12 protein-coding genes are annotated in these 23,660 nt (G+C 43.4%); 9 read left to right on the top strand and 3 right to left on the bottom strand.

The window, feature by feature from the left end; genetic code table 11:
* Window positions 1-9: 9 nt before the first annotated feature.
* Both OQ289_RS20785 and dapF read right to left on the bottom strand, forming a co-directional pair.
* Window positions 10-2,892 carry a DEAD/DEAH box helicase gene (locus tag OQ289_RS20785; RefSeq protein ID WP_270088645.1) on the bottom strand — a complete coding sequence of 961 codons (2,883 nt, stop codon included), beginning with the start codon at window positions 2,890-2,892 and terminating at the stop codon, window positions 10-12.
* A gap of 110 nt (window positions 2,893-3,002) precedes the next feature.
* Window positions 3,003-3,782 (bottom strand): diaminopimelate epimerase, encoded by a 780-nt coding sequence (dapF, locus tag OQ289_RS20780; RefSeq protein ID WP_270088644.1) that lies wholly within the window; start codon window positions 3,780-3,782, stop codon window positions 3,003-3,005.
* A gap of 359 nt (window positions 3,783-4,141) precedes the next feature.
* Here dapF and OQ289_RS20775 point away from each other — a divergent pair, with 359 nt between their 5' ends.
* Window positions 4,142-5,704, top strand: a complete 1,563-nt coding sequence (locus tag OQ289_RS20775; protein WP_270088643.1) for a Do family serine endopeptidase — start codon at window positions 4,142-4,144, stop codon at window positions 5,702-5,704.
* Between the two features lie 60 nt (window positions 5,705-5,764).
* Here OQ289_RS20775 and OQ289_RS20770 read toward each other — a convergent pair whose 3' ends face one another.
* Window positions 5,765-8,230 (bottom strand): Ig-like domain-containing protein, encoded by a 2,466-nt coding sequence (locus tag OQ289_RS20770; RefSeq protein ID WP_270088642.1) that lies wholly within the window; start codon window positions 8,228-8,230, stop codon window positions 5,765-5,767.
* A 279-nt stretch (window positions 8,231-8,509) separates the two neighbouring features.
* Here OQ289_RS20770 and OQ289_RS20765 point away from each other — a divergent pair, with 279 nt between their 5' ends.
* The 8 genes from OQ289_RS20765 (at window position 8,510) to OQ289_RS20730 (ending at window position 23,608) form a co-directional block, all read left to right on the top strand.
* Window positions 8,510-8,944, top strand: coding sequence for a low molecular weight protein-tyrosine-phosphatase (locus OQ289_RS20765; RefSeq protein ID WP_270088641.1), 435 nt, complete (start codon window positions 8,510-8,512; stop codon window positions 8,942-8,944).
* Window positions 8,945-8,981: 37 nt separating this feature from the next.
* A complete protein-coding gene (locus tag OQ289_RS20760; RefSeq protein WP_033565577.1) occupies window positions 8,982-9,329 on the top strand; it encodes a hypothetical protein in 348 nt (115 codons plus the stop codon).
* A gap of 10 nt (window positions 9,330-9,339) precedes the next feature.
* A complete protein-coding gene (locus tag OQ289_RS20755) occupies window positions 9,340-10,095 on the top strand; it encodes a peptidylprolyl isomerase (RefSeq protein WP_270088640.1) in 756 nt (251 codons plus the stop codon).
* Window positions 10,096-10,276: 181 nt separating this feature from the next.
* Window positions 10,277-11,041, top strand: coding sequence for an exodeoxyribonuclease III (locus OQ289_RS20750; protein WP_270088639.1), 765 nt, complete (start codon window positions 10,277-10,279; stop codon window positions 11,039-11,041).
* A gap of 487 nt (window positions 11,042-11,528) precedes the next feature.
* Window positions 11,529-18,890, top strand: a complete 7,362-nt coding sequence (locus OQ289_RS20745; RefSeq protein WP_270088638.1) for a hypothetical protein — start codon at window positions 11,529-11,531, stop codon at window positions 18,888-18,890.
* A 2-nt stretch (window positions 18,891-18,892) separates the two neighbouring features.
* Window positions 18,893-19,411 carry a hypothetical protein gene (locus OQ289_RS20740; protein WP_270088637.1) on the top strand — a complete coding sequence of 173 codons (519 nt, stop codon included), beginning with the start codon at window positions 18,893-18,895 and terminating at the stop codon, window positions 19,409-19,411.
* Window positions 19,401-21,962, top strand: a complete 2,562-nt coding sequence (locus OQ289_RS20735; protein ID WP_270088636.1) for a hypothetical protein — start codon at window positions 19,401-19,403, stop codon at window positions 21,960-21,962. The genes OQ289_RS20740 and OQ289_RS20735 overlap by 11 nt, the downstream gene beginning before the upstream one ends.
* A 50-nt stretch (window positions 21,963-22,012) precedes the next feature.
* Entirely contained in the window at window positions 22,013-23,608 is a 1,596-nt protein-coding gene (locus OQ289_RS20730) for a gliding motility-associated C-terminal domain-containing protein (RefSeq protein ID WP_270088635.1), read from the top strand.
* Window positions 23,609-23,660 lie beyond the last annotated feature (52 nt).

The following is a 23,660-nucleotide window of genomic DNA, read 5'->3' as shown; positions in this document are numbered from 1 at the left end:
GTCGTGTACTTACCCGAGTAACTCTCGCAAATCGTCTTGGGATAGTGATTTGATGAAACTTTCCTCCGTGGTGATTAGACTCTGTGCAATCCCTCGTTTACGATTTTGCATAGCCAATATTTTTTCTTCTACGGTATCTTTGGTTATGAATTTATAGATGAAGACGCTACGTGTCTGACCGATGCGGTGCGAACGGTCTACGGCTTGTTGTTCCACCGCCGGATTCCACCAAGGATCTAGAATAAAGACATAGTCAGCTTCGATAAGATTGAGACCGACCCCTCCAGCCTTTATAGAAATAAGGAAGAGCTTCGTATCCTTGTTCTTTTGGAATTCGGCTACGGCTTCCGAGCGATTCTTTGTAGAGCCATCCAGATAGGCATATGGAATCTTCTTCTCGTCAAAATAGGTCCTAAATATACTCAATTGCTTCACGAATTGTGAGAAGATGAGTACTTTGTTCCCAACAGGAAGCACAGATTCCAATGTCTCTAATACAAGGTCGAATTTTCCAGAATGTCCCACGAATTCCTCGTCGATCATCTTCGGATGATTGGCCAACTGGCGTAACTTAGTCAAACCCTGTAGCAAGGTGATTTGTGAACTCTTGGCCTTTTCTTCAGAACTACCGTTAAGAAGTGCATTTCGATATTCTGACTTTATTTTCTCGTAAGATTCGGATTGATTTTCCGTCATCTCACAATAGATTATCTGTTCGGTTTTGGGTGGTAGTTCCGTGGCGACCTGGTCTTTCGTCCGTCTAAGAATAAAGGGTTTGACAATGGTTTGTAATTTTTTTGCGCGATCTTCATCTTTCTTTTTCTCAATAGGCTGTACAAATTCCTTTTGGAAATAGGTGAAGGAACCCAAAAGCCCGGGGTTGGAAAAATGCATTTGTGCCCAAAGGTCAGATACCGAGTTTTCTACCGGTGTACCACTAAGGGCGAGCTTGTGCTTACTTTTTAAGCTTTTAATCGCTTTGAAAGATTTGGAAGTTGGGTTTTTGATATTTTGGCTCTCATCCAAAATAATATAGTTAAAATAGAAGCCTGCGAGCATCTGTTCGTCACTACGCACAATACCATAAGTGGTGATTACGAGGTCAAAATGACTTAACGAGAAGCTGTCTTTGACCCGGTTGGTCCCTGTATGCAACAATAGGCGAAGCTTAGGGGCAAACCGAGAAGCCTCTTTTTGCCAGTTATAGATGAGGGACGTGGGCAGCACCAATAAGGACGTGTGTGCCTGATCTGAGCCCTGGAGGTCTTCTTTTTGTTTTTGTAATAGCGCTAACGTCTGCACTGTTTTCCCAAGCCCCATGTCATCTGCTAGCACTCCGCCGAAACGGTAATATTGTAGAAAATGAAACCAATTGTAACCCGCTTTTTGATAATGGCGAAGTTGGCCTTTAAAGGCTTTAGGTTCAGCCACATCTTCAATCTCTTCAAAATCAGCTAGCTTTTCAAGCTTACGGCTGAAGGTAAGCGCCGTATGTTCACTGATGTCATTTAGCAAACCAATATGTACCTTGTTGAGCTTTAGCTCATTCTTGTGTGTGGAAAAATGAAACAAATGCTGGTACTGGGCAAACCATTCGTCAGGAATGATAGCGACCTCCCCATTGGGCAGGACAAATTCTTTTATATTGTTGAGGATATTATTGCGGAGCTGGATAAAAGGAATCTCGTAAGGTCCAAATCGAGCGATGGCTTTTATATCAAACCAATCGTTGTCTTCTTCTACGGCTATGTCCAGTACGGTTTTGCCAATGAAATAACGTTTGGATGATGTTTCTTGGATAATCTGAAATCCAGCATTAACAAGTTGTTCTTGATGTTTTGAAATCCATTCTAATGTGCTAGCTTCGCCCCCGTGCTTACCGTCAGGCACGAGATTGCTGAACAATTTGTCTACCTTCTCCAAGCCGAATTCCTCCAATCTTGCGAGCTGTTTTTCTTCCCACGGCAGGGACCTCCGGATTCGATGAAACGTATATAAATCGTTGGCTTCTTCATATGTCATGCGTACAGTGATGCGATGCTCACCAGCTGACTCGAAGAGGTATGGGCCATATTGAAACAGCAGTTGGAGTTGCGATCGGCTCTCTAGATGTACCAATTTAAGAATAGGTGTTGCCTCATGCTGATAGGTCTTGATTTCAAATCCTTCAGCATAGACATGGTATTTTTCAATCAATCCGCAGACGAATGTTTCGAAATATTTCCGCTCGGTAGGCCTGGCTACCGAAATGTATCTTTTATTGAGAAATGGGCTTAATTTTTTCCCTTCTACGGGTTGGTCAAAATGATATAAGGTATCCCCCAATAATAGCCAAGCTTGTTCATTGATGACCACTTGGGCATCTTTAAACATAAACTCAATCCTATTACCTTCGTACTTGATGGTTGGAAAGTAGCGGGTTTCCTCTTCATTTCTGCGAAAATGAAAGAGAACGGAGGCTGTGTAAGGAGCGATATGAATGGGTTGTTCTGCAGGGTATCCGTCTTTACTCATCAAGAATAAGGGGCGTTCGCCGATAAGCTCAAGTGCCTTCAACATTTTGTTGTCTAGTTTTGGGCGGATATAGTCATAGAATTTCTTGTCAAATATCTTCGTAAAGAAATCAACAGGTCGTACTGCTTTTTTGTGATAGCGTTTGATGACGTGGGTCTGCTCCGTCTCATCCAGTAATTTGATAAGCTTATGGTCAGTATCATCCAAGGCATCTTCAAATTCATCACTTGTATTGCTGAAGACGCGCTTGTACTTGAGCGAATAACTACCATTGGCATTTAAGAATACAATATGCGGTTCTATTAGGTAGCCCAGATATGGATGCTCCCCGAGAGAATATACAAGTTTGTATGCTAGCTTATCTTTTGTCTTCTGCATGTATAGGCCTTTCATCACTAAAAAAGGTTTCTAATATAGTGATTATTGTGGTCTTTCCGAGTGTTTTTGGAAATATCTATTTATTATATAGATAATATTTTGGTTTTGGGTCAGATTACGCCGTTAAAGACATAGTTAGCGGGACCTTTTAGGTGGACATTCTTGAAGCTATTGCCATGTTTTAAAAAGCTTATATAAAGTTGCCCTCCCAATACGCGAATCGGAATTTCGACCTCACCCTCTCTTTCTTCTTCTATAGCCATAGCAATTGCAGCGGCTGTTGCTCCCGTACCACAGGCCAATGTTTCGTCCTCGACGCCCCGTTCGAATGTCCTGACAAAGTATCCATTATCTTCTTTTTCCACAAAATTGACATTGATACCTGCTTCCCTATAGGTATTATTGTTGCGAATGGTATGACCATCCTTGTAAACATCCATCTCAGCAAGATGGTCTACCAGTTGGACATAGTGGGGTGATCCGGTGTGGAGAACGTAAGCAGCGCCATCTTTACTAATGTGATCGACATCAATCATTTGAAGGTTAACTTGTTCGTTTTCTATGTCAGCATGATGTGGACCATCTACTGCCAAAAAGTCAGTTTTTTTGGAAATTATGCCTAAATCCCTAGCAAAGGCTACAATACAACGCCCTCCATTGCCGCACATACTCCCTTCCCGTCCATCAGCATTAAAGTAAACCATTTCAAAATCGAAATTTTTCGTATCTTGAAGCAGCATCAAACCGTCGGCTCCGATTCCGAATTTTCTATCGCATAACTTTTTCACTAAAGCCTCATTTTGAGCGTCAAAAGCACCTTTTCGATTGTCGATAAGAATAAAATCGTTACCTGCTCCTTGATATTTGGAAAATTTCATTTGTTCTGACATTGGGCTGAAAATATAATGCAAATTTAATATTCTTGTTACAAAGTTTTGCGAATTCGTTAAATCTTGTTAAAATAGCCTTTATAAACCCAATACTTAACATTTTTTAACTGACATGAGTTCATAACAGCTGACTATTGGTATTACATTTGAATATACAATTTAAAATTGACCATTATTGTAATTTTTAGAATTAACAACTGATGAGGTGCTTTTAAGATAGCGTGGTTTCGATATCGGGGTGAACCCAATAGGAGAAATTACCAAAAAGTGATAAAGCTTTATCACCATTAAACTTAGTAGAGCGATCTCATTGATTTAATTTAAAATAGACAATAGATCAACAAAAACAAATAGAGAGGATGAAAAATAATATGAAAAAAATTGGTTTAACATTAATGACCGCTGCATTTGGGGGAGCCATTGCAATTGGAGGTTATAAACTTTTCGAAAACCAACGTTATGAAAACATGTCTTTCGAAGAGAGGCAAAAAGTGTATTATGCAAACAATGCTACAGGCGAGGTAATGGCATCAACAGGTAATCCTGATTTTACCCAAGCTGCGGCTGCAGTATCACCAGGTGTTGTTCACATTCGTACAACATATAATAGTAAGGCTTCTAGGGGTGGCGACTCGGGATCACCATTTGATATGTTTGAGGAATTCTTCGGGATGCCGCAGGGACGTCGTGCTCAGCCAAGAGGCCCACAGCAAGCATCAGGTTCGGGTGTTATCATCTCGGATGATGGATATATTGTCACCAATAACCATGTCGTGGAGGATGCAGATAAAATTGAAGTACAGTTAACGGATAAGCGTACGTTTGAGGCAAAAGTTATCGGACGTGACGCTAATACGGACTTGGCGCTATTGAAAGTTAATGCAACGAAACTTCCTATTGTAAAATTAGGTAATTCTGATGACGTACAGATAGGAGAGTGGGTACTAGCCGTTGGATATCCATTGAGTCTGCAATCGACTGTGACTGCAGGTATCGTGAGTGCGAAAGGTCGTCAAATTGGTATCTTGGGTGAATCGCAAAATCAGCAAGGGAATCCACGTGGATACGGACAGTCTCAGGAGCCGATTATCAATACAGCTATTGAATCCTTTATCCAAACGGATGCGGTCATCAACAGAGGAAATAGTGGTGGAGCGTTGGTAAATGCACGTGGCGAGTTAATTGGTATCAATTCTGCCATTGCATCACCTACAGGTGTGTATGCAGGATACGGCTTTGCTATCCCTGTCAACCTGATGAAAAAAATCATGGATGATTTTGTGAAATTTGGGTCGGTAAAAAGAGGATTGATCGGTGTTACGTTTACTGAAGTAAATGCGGCTTTGGCAAAAGAAAAAGGAATTGATGATTTGAATGGACTGTATGTACAAGATGTAGTGCCCAACGGTGCGGCAAAAGAGGCCGGTATCAAAGCGGGAGATTTGATTACCAAAATCGAAGGAAAGACCATCTACTCATCTTCTGACCTTCAAGAGCGTGTGGCACGTTTACGCCCAGGCGATAAAGTCAACTTGACCGTGAAATCAGCTGGCAAGGAACGTAATGTCAGTGTCACTTTGAAAGGCGAAGAGGAATCTAAGGTTGCAGGCTCAAAAGCAAGCCAAAGTGCGACCGAGATATATAATAAGCTAGGAGCAGGTTTTGTCCCAGCTTCGGCCGCTCGCAAGAAAGATTTAGGCGTTAATTCAGGTGTTGTGGTAACCCAAGTCAATAGAGGAGGTCTTTTCGAATACTTTGGTGTCGAGAAAGGTCTTGTCATCACAGAGATAAATGGCAAGCCTGTGAACAATGTAGATGACATAGAATCTGCGTTAGAAAATATAGATCGTAATATGATTCGTATCAAAGGCGTGCCAGAAAAAGGCAGCACCGTGATGCTAAATGTCCCAATAGAATTCTAATCGCTCTGCGATGAAAAGTAAAAGGGCTGTCAAGAAATGACAGCCCTTTTTTTGATAGTACTATTTTGCACGGGACCGTAGCATAGGGTTCGTGATTGCTCCACACACCACTACTGTATAGGAAATGATATTTGAAGTTGCCATACAGGAATGAGTTTTTCCATCTATTGATACGGTGTTGGTGGTTATCCGTCTATATTGGGCAGACTTCGTGAGTACCGGTGGTTGATAGTTGACTGAAGTGGCGTTGATATTATTCCAGGTGTTCCCCCCGTCAGTTGATACCTCCCAAGAGTATTGAAATTGTGGGTTGTTTTCGGCTAGTTTTGACTCTATGCTGGTGGGGGCTTGATTAATGCATAGCCGTGTTTTTGCTGTGGTGATTTCACCACCGCTTGGTTGTGCCATTACGGTCACTTTGATGGGTACTTTAGGGCTTTCGCATCCATTGCTATTGCTTTGGGAAACATAATAGGTCCGCGTGCCGATGACATCAGTGCTCGGAGTAATAGCTGTATTAGAAGGGACGCTATTGATATCTTGGTACCATTGGAGCGTATTGCCATTGCTTGTAGTCGCCGATAGTGGTGTCGCTACACTGTTGTGGCAATAGATAAAATTCTGTTCTGCTAATTCTGGAGCATCCGGGGTTATCGTCGTGACGATATGTATGATGTTGTTACTGGCCGCAGTGCTGTTGTTGCTTTCTTTGACGGTGGATGTACTGCCGGCATTCTGTCTAGTGAGCAGTGCCACTTTCGGACTGTTTGTATAAGTAGGACTGCTATAGTTACTTGGTAATTTTATTGCATAGGTGATAGGGTTAGAGCCGTAATACGCTCCGGCCTGAAGTGTCGTTGCGTTGGTGCTAAAATAATTTTTGTAACGGATACCATTTTTTACAGAATCCGCCGCCAATTCCCAACCTATATTGCTAATAGCGGCGAAAGTACCATTGGCAGGGATGGGGACTTGTACGTGTAGCCTTGTCGTAGGAAATGGGGATGCAGCTGTCAAGGTGAAGGGGTCACTCCCCACATTTTTAGCCTGTATGGTGTAGACATTGCCATTCGTTAAATCTATGCAATTGGTATTGGTTGTTCCCTCTATGGTGACGTCGATTCCTTCGTTAAAGACGGGTAGTGTCACAACAGATGTGTTGTTGTCCAAATCCTCATCCGTTATATCGTTGTTAGCGACCGTTGCTGTATTTTTGAGATAGTTGCCATTGGTCACTTTTAGCAGAGTACCTCTTACTGTAATCCTACCTGTACTGTTTGCTTGAAGAGCGAGGTTGCCATTCAGGGTATTGTACCCATTGTGCGAGAGGGTAGGATTGTTGGAAAAACCGGAAGTGGTCACCTGATTGATTTGAAAGGTGCCTGCTGGGATAAGTACTCCCTGCGCATCTGTCAATTTATCTTCAAAGAGTATGTTGCTGAGTGAAGCTGGTGTATCATTGTTGACATCGATGTAATAGGTTACAATATTGTTGCCAGTAGAGGTTTTCAAATAATCTACGTTTGCTGTTTTCGTCACGCGTAGGTTGCCAGGTGTTGTGATGACCAAGTTTCGGATTTCATGATTGTTGACAGCACCACCAGTTGAAGCAGCAAATCCTATTTTCATCAACGCCGGGGGCACTTCGGTAGTGATATACTGTACTTCTCGGACGAAGTTTCCGGTAGGACTGGTTTTAACAAAGATTTCCAAGTTGTATTTGCCAGCATTGCTGCCTTCTTTGATGGGTTGCAATTTGAGCTGCACCCTTCTGTAGTAGCTATTATCAGTCGGTCTTGTATTCGTTGTGCTTGGATAGTCAATAGCAAATGAAGTTAGGCGCTTGCCGGCAAGGAATGCTGTGGTAGTAGATTGGTTATTGGTTGTCTTTCCCCTCATGATAATAGACTGAGGTACGCGACCTCCCAACCCATCATCTCCGTTTGACGCTACATAATCACCTGTGTAGGTCGTCCCATTGTAGCGTAGCCCACCTTTTCTGCCTTCATTACCCTTTGCAAAATTGCCGTAAGCATCAAAGCCTATTCCCAGATATCCGCCTGAGAGACCATAGGTGTAGGTGGTGCTATTGGCTTGGAAGGCGGCGTAGCCAAGCGAACCTCCGTAGCCTCCTAAAGAAAAAGAAGGAGTGGATGCATCAAAGAGAAATACGGAAAAGCCGTCCCCTCCTTTGTAGCTTTCTTCAGCTTCTCGCCAAGCTTTGTATTCAAAATCTACTAAAAGACCAAGGGAAGAGGGAAAGGATTTGTTGATATACACATATCCTTTCTGATTTTTTAAAATACTATAGGAGCCATTCGAATTTTTGGTAGCAGCAGGTGTCAGTCTGAGCCAACCGGCTCCCACAGGATCGATGTTGCCTGACGTAAATATCGCATTGTCACCTTTTATAATATTGCTGGAGGGTTGATTTCTAAAATCTTCTACAATTGTAAATTGTGCTTGTGCATCGTTAGAGATGAAAATCGCTAACAGTAAGAAAAATTTAAAGAAGTGTTTTAGCATAGTGTCGTTTGGAAGGACCTCATGAATAAAAAATGTAAATTTAGCGAAAAATGGCATAATTTATAAATTACATTAAGATAACATACTTTATTGTATTTTTAGCGGCATTGGCTTTGCATCTAGTACGGCTATTTACGAAATATGTAAGCTTTGTCGTGTGGAAAGCCAGCAAAGAGGATGTTGCTCATCAGAAAAATGGACTGAGTATCCGACTGATAGCATAGAAAATGTCGTACCTAAAGTAGGTACCTATATGTTAATAAAAAGAATTGTAACACAATGAAAATTTTAATGGTTTGCTTGGGGAATATCTGTAGGTCGCCCTTGGCTCATGGTATACTTCAACATCTAGCTCAAAAGCATAGCCTTGATTGGGAAATTGATTCAGCAGGAACAGGAGATTGGCATATTGGTCATGCTCCTGATCATCGTTCTATTACAGTAGCATCCAAATATGGAGTGGATATCAGTCAGCAACGTGCTCAGCACTTCCATACTGATTTTTTCGAATACTATGACCGTATATTTGTAATGGATGAGCAGAACTACAAGGATGTGATTGCACAGGCTACGACAGACGTACAACGAGAAAAAGTCACCCTTTTTATTCCGGGTTCGTTTGTGCCAGATCCTTATTTCGACGCCAAATTATTCGATCCAGTATATAAGATGGTGGAGAAGCGCTGTTTGGAATTGATTGAAGAGTTGCGTTAATGAATTATTTTACGTTTTATTTTTTACTTTTGAACTTATGAACGCTAGGCAGGTAAATAAAAGTTGGACAGAACTGCAAGTAAAAATCGCCGAAAATTTTGATATGGAGATGCCGGATATCAAGGTCATGCTGTTTTTAATAGGTGTTCAAGAGTTGGGAAAAGGTGCGCAACAATTTTCTAAAAGAGAGAAAGAAGAATTGATGCACATTGCTACTTGCAAACTATTTAGTGCAATGGGATTTTATGAACTCAAAGGAACCGATCAAGACGGTTGGCCACATTGGGAGTTAATCAAACCTATTCCGAACTATACATTGCTAGAGCAAGAATTGATTATTAAATCCTTAATCGTGGATTATTTCCAGGAAATGGAAGTTATCTAAAACAAAATTCATGATGAAACGAATAACGCTGCTGTGCTGTGCTGTGCTTTTAAGCGTGTCGGTTTTGGCCAAGACACCTGTATTTAAATACATTACGATTACCACTGATAAGGGCTCCTGTCTATTAAAATTGTACAATGCTACACCTCAGCATCGTGACAATTTTGTCAAGCTCGTGCGTGAAGGGTATTATGATAGCCTTTTGTTTCATCGGGTCATCAATCATTTTATGGTACAAGGAGGAGATCCTGACTCCAAGCATGCCGTTCAAGGGCAGGCACTGGGTGAGGGAGGGCCCAGCTATACCGTTAATGCTGAAATCCAAGATACATTGTTCCATAAAAAAGGCACTATTGGCGCGGCGCGGGATAATAATCCTGCCAAAGCATCTTCAGGGTCGCAGTTCTATTTGGTTGAGGGGCGAGTTTTTACTAATGAAGCGTTAGATAGCCTTGAACAATTTAAGATGAAGGGTCGAAAGTTTTCAGAGGCTCAACGTAAGATGTACACAACGGTCGGGGGAACTCCACATTTAGACGGAAATTATACCGTTTTTGGTGAATTGCTAAGCGGTATTGAGGTGGTAGATGAAATAGCACAGGTCAAAACGGATAAACAAGACCGACCTATCGAGGATGTAAAAATGTATATGAAGCAGTTAACCCGAAGAGAGGCGCTCAACTTGGAGAGAGAACAGCAAGGATTAGAAGCTAAGAACGATTTTATCACTCGGTTTTTTGATATTTTCTCATCACCACATTATTAGTGCTGTGGTGGGCTCGATACGTTCCGAACTTTGGGATTACCGTCCTCTAAATATTCTCAAGATTACTTCATTGCAGATGAAAAACAGATTATTATAATGAAATCATTATGAAAGGCCTTTTGTATCTGTGTACAGATACTTTCATAATCACTTCATTGCAGATGAAAAACAGATTATTATAATGAAAATCGTTACCTATAATGTGAATGGGCTCCGTGCGGCGCTAAGAAAAGGGTGGTTGGAGTGGTTGAAAGACACCAATGCAGATGTGGTCTGTCTCCAAGAGATTAAAGCGACTCCGGATTTGATACCTGAAATTGTATTGATGGAAGAGATGGGGTATGAACACTACTGGTATCCTGCACAGAAAAAGGGTTATAGTGGTACGGCAATTTTCACAAGGATTTCACCTAAACATGTGGAGTATGGGTGTGGTCATGAGTTGTACGATTTTGAAGGAAGGGTGATTCGTGCTGATTTTGAGGACGTTTCGGTGATGAGTACTTACTTCCCTTCCGGAACCACAGGTGACGTTCGTCAGACATTTAAATATCAATTTTTAGCAGATTTTCAGCGCTACAGTGATGAGCTTCTAAAAACTAATCCTAATTTGATTGTGTGTGGAGATTATAATATTTGCCATAGAGCTATAGATATCCACAATCCAAAATCCAATGCCAATTCATCCGGTTTCTTACCTGAGGAGCGAGAGTGGATGGAAAACTTTATAAATTCTGGTTATATAGATTCTTTTAGACATCTGAATACAGATCCGCATCATTATTCTTGGTGGAGTTACCGAGCGGGGGCACGCTCTAGAAATCTAGGATGGCGTATTGACTACAATATGGTATCTAAGCCGCTTGAAAATAGAATTGCTCAGGCTTATCATCTTTCAGATGCTATGCATTCCGATCATTGTCCTGTGGTGGTGGAGCTCTTGTAGTAGAGCTCCGTTGGGCTTAATATTATCTTTCAAAATTTTCCTGATATTCTTTGTTAATTTCTGTTTTCACATATCTTCTGTGGGACAAAGGTTGAGTTATATTTTTTATAAGCCTCATTTTTACTCATAGAAATTTCCTTTCCATTAACTTTTTTGTTGTTAAGGTGTTTGTTTGATCATGATTTTTGTAAATTATTTGCCAAAACGAAATTTGTGTCCGTATATTGTTCGAATCTTGGAAATGTTAAGGCTTTTAACATACAATTGTAGCGTAACCACTACAAAAAATCTGTTTTTTACCCCTGTTTTTGTGTGTACCCTCCCTTTTTGTAGTATAAATTCTACAACTACTGAACTATAAAAAAATAAAAATCACTGCTTTGATACCTTTGTTAGGAAATTATTTGTAGATCGTTGAAAATCTACTCATTCTATCAGATTATTAACTTTTTTCAAAGAAACCAGTATCAAGTAAAATATTCAGTATATGAAAAAACGTCTTTCATTATTGTTCTTGTCTTCTCTTTTTGCAGCCGGAACAGCTTACGCACAACAGAAGATCAGTGATGGAACTACTGTTGGAGAGTCAAATCTTCCCAACAAGGATGCGATGATTGAATTGGAGAGTAAATTCAAAGGACTTTTATTCTCGAGAGTAGAGTTAGTTTCCACTACCAATCCAGCACCACTTCAAGGCAATAAACATATTGCGGGTATGATGGTGTATAATACGGCAGCTTCTAACGATGTAGTTCCGGGTATATATTACAATGATGGTAAAAAATGGATTGCAGCAGGTAGTTCGACTGGTGCGACAAATATTTCCTATAACCCTACTACTTACGAAATTTCGTTCGTGGATGCCAGTGGCAACCCTATTACGATTAATTTGACAGAAGTTGTCAAGAAAAATGAGACGATTACTACTCTGGTTTCTCTTGGAGAAGGCAAATATGAATATACTTCTGAGAATGGCACGAAGACGATTATCAACGTACCCGCTGATGTTATTCAAAACTTCGAGACCATTGTCAAGGAAGAGAACGTCAAGAACGCAATCATTAATCTAATCAAGAACGTCGGTGGTAATGTATATTACGACGGTGATAAATTCACTTACATAACAGAGACTGGCGAAACCAAAGAGATTACGATTAAAGAAATCGTTCAGGCAAATGAGACGATTACTACTCTGGTTTCTCTTGGAGAAGGCAAATATGAATATACTTCTGAGAATGGCACGAAGACGATTATCAACGTACCCGCTGATGTTATTCAAAACTTCGAGACCATTGTCAAGGAAGAAAACGTCAAGAACGCAATCATTAATCTAATCAAGAACGTCGGTGGTAATGTATATTACGACGGTGATAAATTCACTTACATAACAGAGACTGGCGAAACTAAAGAAATCACGATTAAAGAAATCGTTCAGGCAAACGAAACCGTTACCACTTTGGTTGCCCTTGGCGGAGGTAAATACGAATACACTTCCGAGAATGGCACCAAGACGTTGATCGACGTTCCTGCCTCTGTCGTGGAGAACTTCGAGACCATCGTGAACGAAGGTCCTGTTACCATCAATGGCGATACGTTCAATACTATTGAAGATTATATCACCCATCTGGCGAACAATGTTTCCAATATCTCGGGCAGTGATTTCATCACCGTTAGCGGTACAGGTACCACGGCCGATCCTTACAAGATATCTATCAAGGAAGGCGCTGCCAACTCCATGCTGGTCACGAACGCGGCCGGTCAATTGGAATGGGCGACCATCGAGAGTATTGTGAAAGCCAACGAAACGTTGACTACTTTGGTCCCTTTGGGCGGAGGTAAATACGAATACACTTCCGAGAATGGCACCAAAACGTTGATCGACGTTCCTGCCTCTGTTGTGGAGAACTTCGAGACTATCGTGAACGAAGGTCCTGTTACCATCAATGGCGATACGTTCAATACTATCGAGGATTACATCACCCATCTGGCGAACAATGTCTCCAATATTTCGGGCAGTGATTTCATCACCGTTAGCGGTACAGGTACTACAGCCGATCCTTACAAGGTCAGCATCAAGGAAGGCGCGGCCAACTCGCTTCTGATTACCAACAAGGACGGCCAATTGGAATGGGCGACCATCGAAAGTATTGTGAAAGCCAACGAAACGTTGACTACTTTGGTCCCTTTGGGCGGAGGTAAATACGAATACACTTCCGAGAATGGCACCAAGACGTTGATCGACGTTCCTGCCTCTGTGGTGGAGAACTTCGAGACCATCGTGAACGAGGGTCCGGTTACCATCAATGGCGATACGTTCAACACCATCGAGGATTACATCACCCATCTGGCGAACAATGTTTCCAATATCTCGGGCAGTGATTTCATCACCGTTACGGGCACGGGTACCACTGCAGACCCATACAAGGTCAGCATCAAGGAAGGCGCTGCCAACTCCATGCTGGTCACGAACGCATCCGGTCAATTGGAATGGGCGACCATCGAGAGCATCGTAAAAGACAACGAGACCGTTACCACTTTGGTAAAAGGTACCGACGGCAAGTACACGTACACCTCTGAGGACAATACGGTCACCGTTATCGATATCCCGGCTTCTGTCGTGGAGAACTTCGAGACCATCGTGAACGAGGGTCCGGTTACGGTGAACGGCGATACGTTCAATACCATCGAGGATTACATCACGCATCTGGCGAACAATGTCTCCAATATCTCGGGCAGTGATTTCATCACCGTTACGGGTACGGGTACCGCTGCAGATCCATACAAGGTCAGCATCAAGGAAGGCGCTGCCAACTCCATGCTGGTCACCAACGCATCCGGACAGTTGGAATGGGCGACCATCGAGAGTATTGTTCAGGCAAACGAAACCGTTACTACCTTGGTTAACAATGGAGATGGTACATATACCTATACAAATGAGAAGAATATTGCAACGGTTATTGATGTCAAGAATGATATAAATGCTTTGGAGACGTTGACCACTATCGCGCTCAACGCCGACAACACCAATATCGACTACAAGGACGAGGACGGCAACACCACGCAGTTGAACCTTACCGCACTGGTGAAGAACCTGGAGACGTTGACCACCGTTGTCGAGAATGCTGACGGTACGTTCACGTACAAGGACGAGCAGGGGAACTCTACCACTATCGACGTATCCAACCTGGAGACGTTGACCACTATCGCGCTCAATGCCGACAACACCAATATCGACTACAAGGACGAGGACGGCAACACCACGCAGTTGAACCTTACCGCACTGGTGAAGAACCTGGAGACGTTGACCACCGTTGTCGAGAATGCTGACGGTACGTTCACGTACAAGGACGAGCAGGGGAACTCTACCACTATCGACGTATCCAACCTGGAGACGTTGACCACTATCGCGCTCAACGCCGACAACACCAATATCGACTACAAGGACGAGGACGGCAACATCACGCAGTTGAACCTTACCGCACTGGTGAAGAACCTGGAGACGTTGACCACCGTTGTCGAGAATGCTGACGGTACGTTCACGTACAAGGACGAGCAGGGGAACTCTACCACTATCGACGTATCCAACCTGGAGACGTTGACCACTATCGCGCTCAATGCCGACAACACCAATATCGACTACAAGGACGAGGACGGCAACATCACGCAGTTGAACCTTACCGCACTGGTGAAGAACCTGGAGACGTTGACCACCGTTGTCGAGAATGCTGACGGTACGTTCACGTACAAGGACGAGCAGGGGAACTCTACCACTATCGACGTATCCAACCTGGAGACGTTGACCACTATCGCGCTCAACGCCGACAACACCAATATCGACTACAAGGACGAGGACGGCAACATCACGCAGTTGAACCTTACCGCACTGGTGAAGAACCTGGAGACGTTGACCACCGTTGTCGAGAATGCTGACGGTACGTTCACGTACAAGGACGAGCAGGGGAACTCTACCACTATCGACGTATCCAACCTGGAGACGTTGACCACTATCGCGCTCAACGCCGACAACACCAATATCGACTACAAGGACGAGGACGGCAACATCACGCAGTTGAACCTTACCGCACTGGTGAAGAACCTGGAGACGTTGACCACCGTTGTCGAGAATGCTGACGGTACGTTCACGTACAAGGACGAGCAGGGGAACTCTACCACTATCGACGTATCCAACCTGGAGACGTTGACCACTATCGCGCTCAATGCCGACAACACCAATATCGACTACAAGGACGAGGACGGCAACACCACGCAGTTGAACCTTACCGCACTGGTGAAGAACCTGGAGACGTTGACCACCGTTGTCGAGAATGCTGACGGTACGTTCACGTACAAGGACGAGCAGGGGAACTCTACCACTATCGACGTATCCAACCTGGAGACGTTGACCACTATCGCGCTCAATGCCGACAACACCAATATCGACTACAAGGACGAGGACGGCAACACCACGCAGTTGAACCTTACCGCACTGGTGAAGAACCTGGAGACGTTGACCACCGTTGTCGAGAATGCTGACGGTACGTTCACGTACAAGGACGAGCAGGGGAACTCTACCACTATCGACGTATCCAACCTGGAGACGTTGACCACTATCGCGCTCAACGCCGACAACACCAATATCGACTACAAGGACGAGGACGGCAACACCACGCAGTTGAACCTTACCGCACTGGTGAAGAACCTGGAGACGTTGACCACCGTTGTCGAGAATGCTGACGGTACGTTCACGTACAAGGACGAGCAGGGGAACTCTACCACTATCGACGTATCCAACCTGGAGACGTTGACCACTATCGCGCTCAACGCCGACAACACCAATATCGACTACAAGGACGAGGACGGCAACATCACGCAGTTGAACCTTACCGCACTGGTGAAGAACCTGGAGACGTTGACCACCGTTGTCGAGAATGCTGACGGTACGTTCACGTACAAGGACGAGCAGGGGAACTCTACCACTATCGACGTATCCAACCTGGAGACGTTGACCACTATCGCGCTCAATGCCGACAACACCAATATCGACTACAAGGACGAGGACGGCAACATCACGCAGTTGAACCTTACCGCACTGGTGAAGAACCTGGAGACGTTGACCACCGTTGTCGAGAATGCTGACGGTACGTTCACGTACAAGGACGAGCAGGGGAACTCTACCACTATCGACGTATCCAACCTGGAGACGTTGACCACTATCGCGCTCAACGCCGACAACACCAATATCGACTACAAGGACGAGGACGGCAACATCACGCAGTTGAACCTTACCGCACTGGTGAAGAACCTGGAGACGTTGACCACCGTTGTCGAGAATGCTGACGGTACGTTCACGTACAAGGACGAGCAGGGGAACTCTACCACTATCGACGTATCCAACCTGGAGACGTTGACCACTATCGCGCTCAATGCCGACAACACCAATATCGACTACAAGGACGAGGACGGCAACATCACGCAGTTGAACCTTACCGCACTGGTGAAGAACCTGGAGACGTTGACCACCGTTGTCGAGAATGCTGACGGTACGTTCACGTACAAGGACGAGCAGGGGAACTCTACCACTATCGACGTATCCAACCTGGAGACGTTGACCACTATCGCGCTCAATGCCGACAACACCAATATCGACTACAAGGACGAGGACGGCAACACCACGCAGTTGAACCTTACCGCACTGGTGAAGAACCTGGAGACGTTGACCACCGTTGTCGAGAATGCTGACGGTACGTTCACGTACAAGGACGAGCAGGGGAACTCTACCACTATCGACGTATCCAACCTGGAGACGTTGACCACTATCGCGCTCAACGCCGACAACACCAATATCGACTACAAGGACGAGGACGGCAACATCACGCAGTTGAACCTTACCGCACTGGTGAAGAACCTGGAGACGTTGACCACCGTTGTCGAGAATGCTGACGGTACGTTCACGTACAAGGACGAGCAGGGGAACTCTACCACTATCGACGTATCCAACCTGGAGACGTTGACCACTATCGCGCTCAACGCCGACAACACCAATATCGACTACAAGGACGAGGACGGCAACATCACGCAGTTGAACCTTACCGCACTGGTGAAGAACCTGGAGACGTTGACCACCGTTGTCGAGAATGCTGACGGTACGTTCACGTACAAGGACGAGCAGGGGAACTCTACCACTATCGACGTATCCAACCTGGAGACGTTGACCACTATCGCGCTCAATGCCGACAACACCAATATCGACTACAAGGACGAGGACGGCAACACCACGCAGTTGAACCTTACCGCACTGGTGAAGAACCTGGAGACGTTGACCACCGTTGTCGAGAATGCTGACGGTACGTTCACGTACAAGGACGAGCAGGGGAACTCTACCACTATCGACGTATCCAACCTGGAGACGTTGACCACTATCGCGCTCAACGCCGACAACACCAATATCGACTACAAGGACGAGGACGGCAACATCACGCAGTTGAACCTTACCGCACTGGTGAAGAACCTGGAGACGTTGACCACCGTTGTCGAGAATGCTGACGGTACGTTCACGTACAAGGACGAGCAGGGGAACTCTACCACTATCGACGTATCCAACCTGGAGACGTTGACCACTATCGCGCTCAACGCCGACAACACCAATATCGACTACAAGGACGAGGACGGCAACATCACGCAGTTGAACCTTACCGCACTGGTGAAGAACCTGGAGACGTTGACCACCGTTGTCGAGAATGCTGACGGTACGTTCACGTACAAGGACGAGCAGGGGAACTCTACCACTATCGACGTATCCAACCTGGAGACGTTGACCACTATCGCGCTCAATGCCGACAACACCAATATCGACTACAAGGACGAGGACGGCAACATCACGCAGTTGAACCTTACCGCACTGGTGAAGAACCTGGAGACGTTGACTAGTGTGTCTATTGATAATAATGCAGGTACATTGACTTATGTTGACGAAGATGGAGACAGTAATGTACTTAATTTAGCTAATCTTATTAAAGCACAAGGAAAAGATTTGACGGCAGCTGATGGAGCCGCTGCAACAATTGAGGTTGCTAGTGGTGGTGTTAAATCCGTTTTAGTCGAAACGAGTTTACGTGTAAAAGCGGAGTCTATTACAACATCACAAATTAAAGACGGTACTATAGCCCCTATTGACATTGCAAAAGCAGGTAATGACCAGGTTTTAGTAACGGATGAAAACGGTAATCCTAAATGGGTTCCTCAATCTGATATAGCTACTGAAATTACTGCGGATAATGGTTTAGGTGCTATCGCTAATAATGTTCAGTTGGGAGGTAAGTTATTAAAAGAAACGATAATTACTCAGGATGGACAAAAATTAGAGATTGCCACATTAGGAAGTCAGTTTGTCGTGTCCGGATTGGATAAGAAAAAGGTACAGGCTACTGATGCGACAGCGGGAGTTACCCAGCATTTGCTTGCTGTTGGAAGTGATAACGTAGTTAAAGCATTGAAAGCAGCAATGCCGAAGTTCTTTTATATGCCTTCAATTGTAATTCCACTTGCTGAGAATCAAATTACTTTATTGCCAGGAGAGTCATTTGCAAATAGTACTAGAGCCGGTAAGCTAGACCTTTATGCCAGATATACAGCCCAGTTCAATACCACTGTCAAAAGTAGCGGTGCTCCAGCACTTCCTGTACTACCATCTAATCAACTACATTATTATATAACTTATTTCGACACTACAGTATTTGACAGTGTAAGTGTTTCTGATACGGGAGAATTGACTTATAAAGTAAATGCAAATGTCGATATCACTGCCGGTACATTTATGAATATTGTTTTTGCTGTTAAGGAGGACAACTAACCATGAAAAGTATTATATGTATCGTATTGTTTTTTGCACTGTGTTTTGGATTCAAAGCACAGGCGCAAGAAGCCTCTATTAAAACTGTAAGTGAAGAGTTGGAAACACTCCAAGGAGATGCGAAGGAAAAGTTAGAGTTTCTGATGTACGGAAGCCCGCCAAAACTACTTTTCGATGAGGCTGATAAGCCTGTTTATCTTTGGAATACGGATAAGAAGATTGAAAATGTAGAAATAACAGGTAAGGGGCAGTTCGACTTTTTACTATCGGATACATACGCCAATGACTATAGGAATACCAAAATTTTGGTCCTTCGGATAAAAAAAAGCGAAATATTCGATTTAAAGAGCGAAGAGTTAAAGTTTTTTAACTCTTTAGAATATTTAGTTGTGCAATTTGAAGAGGAAAATTCAAGGCCGTCGATATTGAATCAACTAACTAGCTTAAAGTTGGTCGAAAAGTTAAAGGATGTAAACTTTTTGTTGGAAAAAATTGATAATGAAGATGGTCATGAAGGATAGTATGTACATAAAGTATTGGGTCGTTATACTCTTTATGACTTTGAGTCTTCAACTCTTTGGACAAAGTGTTGTTTCATTCGCTCCTCGCACGTCACAAAAAGCACCAGCACCCTATAAGGGTGTGTCAACCTACAATATTCAAGGTGATTTCGTGATGTTGGGGAATACTAACTTAACATTAGGAAGCTATAGAGCTGATCGAAATAACAACAGTAATTCAATGGTTGTTGTAGATAAGGACAACGACAATTCCACATATAATTCGTCCATGTCTGAGCTTAAGTTGGGAGGCGGGAATTCTGATTGTTCGGAGATATTATATGCGGGTTTGTATTGGACAGGTAGAGCTGAAAATAGTGGTACTAATAGGGACTATATAACCTATAACAACAAAAATTACTATAAGAATAAGGTCAAGTTCAAAAAAGAAGGCAATCAATATTTTGAAGTAGATGCTGGGAGTCAAATTGCCTATCAAGGTTCGGGAAATGCATATATTTATGTGGGGTATGCAGATGTTACGGATTATGTTAGGACCAATGGTGTTGGTAAATATTGGGTGGCTGATATGGCCTTATCTGAGGGGTCTAACCAGACGGGATATTTTGGAGGATGGGGCATGGTTATAGTCTATAAAAACTCTTCCATGAAATGGAGAGATATAACTGTCTTTGATGGTTACTCCTATATTTCTGCAAATGGTAACACGCAGACCCTAGATATTTCGGGATTTAGAGCAGCTCAAAATGGAGCTGTAAATGTAAAGATGGGGCTAATGGCAGGTGAGGGAGATGTTGGTACAACAGGTGATTACATTGAAATGCGGGAGCGAACGTCTAATGACTATACCAGATTGAGTCATGCGGCCAACACTACGGGAAACTTTTTTAATTCCTCAATATTCACTGGTAATAACGATAGAAACCCGAATTTGACAAATAATACGGGGATGGATATCAGTATGTTTGATTTGCCCAATAGTGGGAATGTATTAATTAACAACAACCAAACCTCCACACGGTTTAGGTATGGAACAAGTGGGGATCTTTATACTATTTTCAGTATCGTCTTTGCTGTAGATGCCTATGTGCCAGAAGTTATTGGTGAAAATAAACCTTCTCCAGGCTTTGGTGTAGCACCTACAAATGGAGGTACCATTACTCCTGGGCAGAACTTTGAATTCAAATTGGATGTCTATAATAAAGGTGAGGAAGCGGTCAATAATACCAAGATTGAAATCCCGATTCCTCATAACTTACATTTTATAAGTGCAGATATTACTAGAGGGTCGAATAATAGCATAAGGATTCCTGAAAATACCACGGTTACATGGGTTCCTCCTGCAGGAGCGCCTTCAGGTGCAACTTCTGCAACCACTCCTGGAGGTAAGCTGGTTTGGGATATAGGCATTTTACCAAAAGATGATAGCAAGTCCATTCTACAAGGATTTCTCAAATATCGTTTTAAGGTATCTGATAACTGCGTACTTTTAACTAGCGCTAGCGGTCCATGTGGTCTAGAAGTCAAGATTAATGGCAAGATATCCGGGACTGGAGCAACATCTGGTACAGCTGTATCTTCAGATTTGGTGAGAGACTATGGTAATGGCGTGTGCGCAGGTCCAGTATATGATGATTTTACCTCAACAATTAGTATTAGCGCAGATTATATTGAAGGATGTAATCCTCCGGTCGAAAATGGAATGCGACAGTTTAAAGCATTTTGCGAACTTGCAGGGAATGCTTTTGCTAGAGATGAAATCGTTAATCAATACCCTTTAGGGACCAAATTCTTTAACCAAGTGCCCGCTTCTTACAATAGCACTACAGGATTGATAACGGGGAATTTTCCAGTATCGACAACCAGTGGTGAGAAATTGACATATTATGCTGTAGTGCCCGGCATGGATCCGGGATGCTATTTGAAATTGCAAACAAGTTTGGAAAAAGTGACAACTTCTCCAGTTACCAAGAATGTTGAGTTTTGTTTTGGGGAAGAAGTAGTGCTGGATGTAAACCTGTCACAAGAGGGACAAACAAATGGCTACAATCTTTACTACTTCAATTCAGATGGAACACAACAGTTATCAGAAGCACCTAAGCCAACGGCTGTAGGAACCTATTCCTATAAAGTTGCCGAAGGAAAAAACCAAGGAGGACAAATTTGTTTCGGTCCGAAGGTCGATTTTACAGTTGTGATAAGCGAGTTACCAACTGTAGATACAGCAGTTCCTAATATGAGCCTCTGTGAAAATAACGATAAGGAGGTCACAATCAATGCGACAGGAGCAACAAGTTATATCTGGGAGTATTCAACAAGTACCGCTCCCAATAGCTGGCAAACTTTGAGTAATTCGACATTTTCGAATCATATCAGTGTGACAAATAATAAACTGAATATTTCACATGCACCGAAAACCATTAATGGACTTAAAGTGCGACTAAAAGTGGATAACGGAAAATGTCCGGCAATATCAAACGAAATACTAATTCAAGTAAAGGATTGTCGAGTGATCACCAACCCTATGCTACCGAGTAAGGCTCGCCAATAATTCGGGTATAGCGAGTTGTGTATAAAGCGTATATTATTCAATTTTGATCTATGAATATTAAGATAATTATAAAAGCGATATTCTTGTTCCTACTGGTAGCAGTAGGAACAAGAGTCTCTGCTCAAGACGGTAAGGGAAGCCTGTTTTCGGACAATGGTCAGATGATTCTTGCCGAAGGTACCTCGGATGTCATCTATTCCGAAAAGCTATTCCTAGGGCCTAATACAGATTGGCAAATCAATGGCGATTTGTATGTCTATAGCAAGAGTATCTGGATTGCACCGACAGCCAAGATTACAGGTTCTGGAAAACTGATATTAAAAGATCCAGGAGCTAATCCATATTATGAAGGTTGGGGAAATCAGCCGACCATCATAGATGGTAACAACGGTGCGTTCATCGGTGTAAATATCGTCATCGACAATGCCAGCAATATCAAATTGGCAGATATCACCGATCCAGGATATGATTTAAAAGAAAATGCAGATGGGATAGCAGCGCTTAAGGTAGCGTCCAATATTGATTTCAACGTACAAGGAGGAGATATTTTGCTCAATGGCTTTGAGCTGGTACTTGGTCCCGACGCCACACTCTTAAATGCAGGAAGTATAGCCGGGCCTAATCAAAATATTAAAGGCTATGTTGTCACTGGTAATGTTCCGAAAAGCTTGTTGATCAAGAGTTTGAAAGCTGGTGAGCAGTTCCTGTTCCCAGTAGGGATCAGCGAGACTAGCTACACACCGGCTATCTTAACTCCTCAAGGGGAGACCAGATTGTATGTCAGTGTAGTGGATTATGAAGCCGCAGGTGCATTTGTACAGCTTGACGACAAAGAGATTGGAATGGACCGTGTATGGCATATCTTCGCTGATAAAGACATGTTATCGGATTACACGCTTATCCACCAGTCGATTACCAACGGTAAGATGTTCGTAGATAAGAATGCCGAGGTGATGCAATACTCAGGTAGTGGCAACTGGATAGGAGATGTGACTAAACTCGGAGCGGCAGGGGTCCATACCCGGGCAGATATCGAGAGTTATGCTGTACGTACCAAGGAAGGTACATGGATGACTAAATTTAGTTTCACTGGGCCTATTGCCAATGATGATACGTATGAACTACCTTATGAAGACAATTACACAGACGGAAAGAATAGGTTTGATATCTTAGTTAACGACAATGCGGGCTCGAGCGCAATCGATCGTAGCAAGGTGACGATTGTCACGCAACCAATACACGGTACTGTAGTCGTCAATGTAGACGGTACGGTCACCTATACACCGGATCCGGGATTCGTTGGTCAAGATGTATTCGAATATAGTATTACAGACGAGAATGGTCTGTCAGATACGGCGAAGGTAACGGTCAATATTACAGGTCGTAAACTTCATATTCCGAATGTATTCACACCAAATGGCGATGGGTTTAACGATAAGTTTGTAATCATTGGTCATGAGAATTACGACCGAATCAATATTACCATTGTGAATAGATGGGGCAACGAAGTATATCGCAGCACAGATTATGATAACTCATGGGCTGGCGATGGCTTGAATGCTGGAACTTACTTCTATATCATAGAGGCAATCAAAGGCAGTCAAACGACGCTCTACAAAGGTGATGTTTTGATTAAGAGAAACTAAGTAGGATATAAAGCAGAGCCATTAACTTGAAATAGGTCAAAAGACCTTCGTC

The organism is Sphingobacterium sp. SYP-B4668, assembly GCF_027627455.1.
Lineage (GTDB): Bacteria > Bacteroidota > Bacteroidia > Sphingobacteriales > Sphingobacteriaceae > Sphingobacterium.
The sequence above is the reverse complement of the archived record's forward strand: the minus strand, read 5'-3'. Positions and strand labels throughout refer to the sequence as shown.

Coding starts and splice junctions, on each gene's coding strand:
- OQ289_RS20785 (WP_270088645.1), bottom strand. CDS start 2,892: ATGCAGAAGACAAAAGATAAGCTAGCATACAAACTTGTATATTCTCTC.
- dapF (WP_270088644.1), bottom strand. CDS start 3,782: ATGTCAGAACAAATGAAATTTTCCAAATATCAAGGAGCAGGTAACGAT.
- OQ289_RS20775 (WP_270088643.1), top strand. CDS start 4,142: ATGAAAAATAATATGAAAAAAATTGGTTTAACATTAATGACCGCTGCA.
- OQ289_RS20770 (WP_270088642.1), bottom strand. CDS start 8,230: ATGCTAAAACACTTCTTTAAATTTTTCTTACTGTTAGCGATTTTCATC.
- OQ289_RS20765 (WP_270088641.1), top strand. CDS start 8,510: ATGAAAATTTTAATGGTTTGCTTGGGGAATATCTGTAGGTCGCCCTTG.
- OQ289_RS20760 (WP_033565577.1), top strand. CDS start 8,982: ATGAACGCTAGGCAGGTAAATAAAAGTTGGACAGAACTGCAAGTAAAA.
- OQ289_RS20755 (WP_270088640.1), top strand. CDS start 9,340: ATGATGAAACGAATAACGCTGCTGTGCTGTGCTGTGCTTTTAAGCGTG.
- OQ289_RS20750 (WP_270088639.1), top strand. CDS start 10,277: ATGAAAATCGTTACCTATAATGTGAATGGGCTCCGTGCGGCGCTAAGA.
- OQ289_RS20745 (WP_270088638.1), top strand. CDS start 11,529: ATGAAAAAACGTCTTTCATTATTGTTCTTGTCTTCTCTTTTTGCAGCC.
- OQ289_RS20740 (WP_270088637.1), top strand. CDS start 18,893: ATGAAAAGTATTATATGTATCGTATTGTTTTTTGCACTGTGTTTTGGA.
- OQ289_RS20735 (WP_270088636.1), top strand. CDS start 19,401: ATGAAGGATAGTATGTACATAAAGTATTGGGTCGTTATACTCTTTATG.
- OQ289_RS20730 (WP_270088635.1), top strand. CDS start 22,013: ATGAATATTAAGATAATTATAAAAGCGATATTCTTGTTCCTACTGGTA.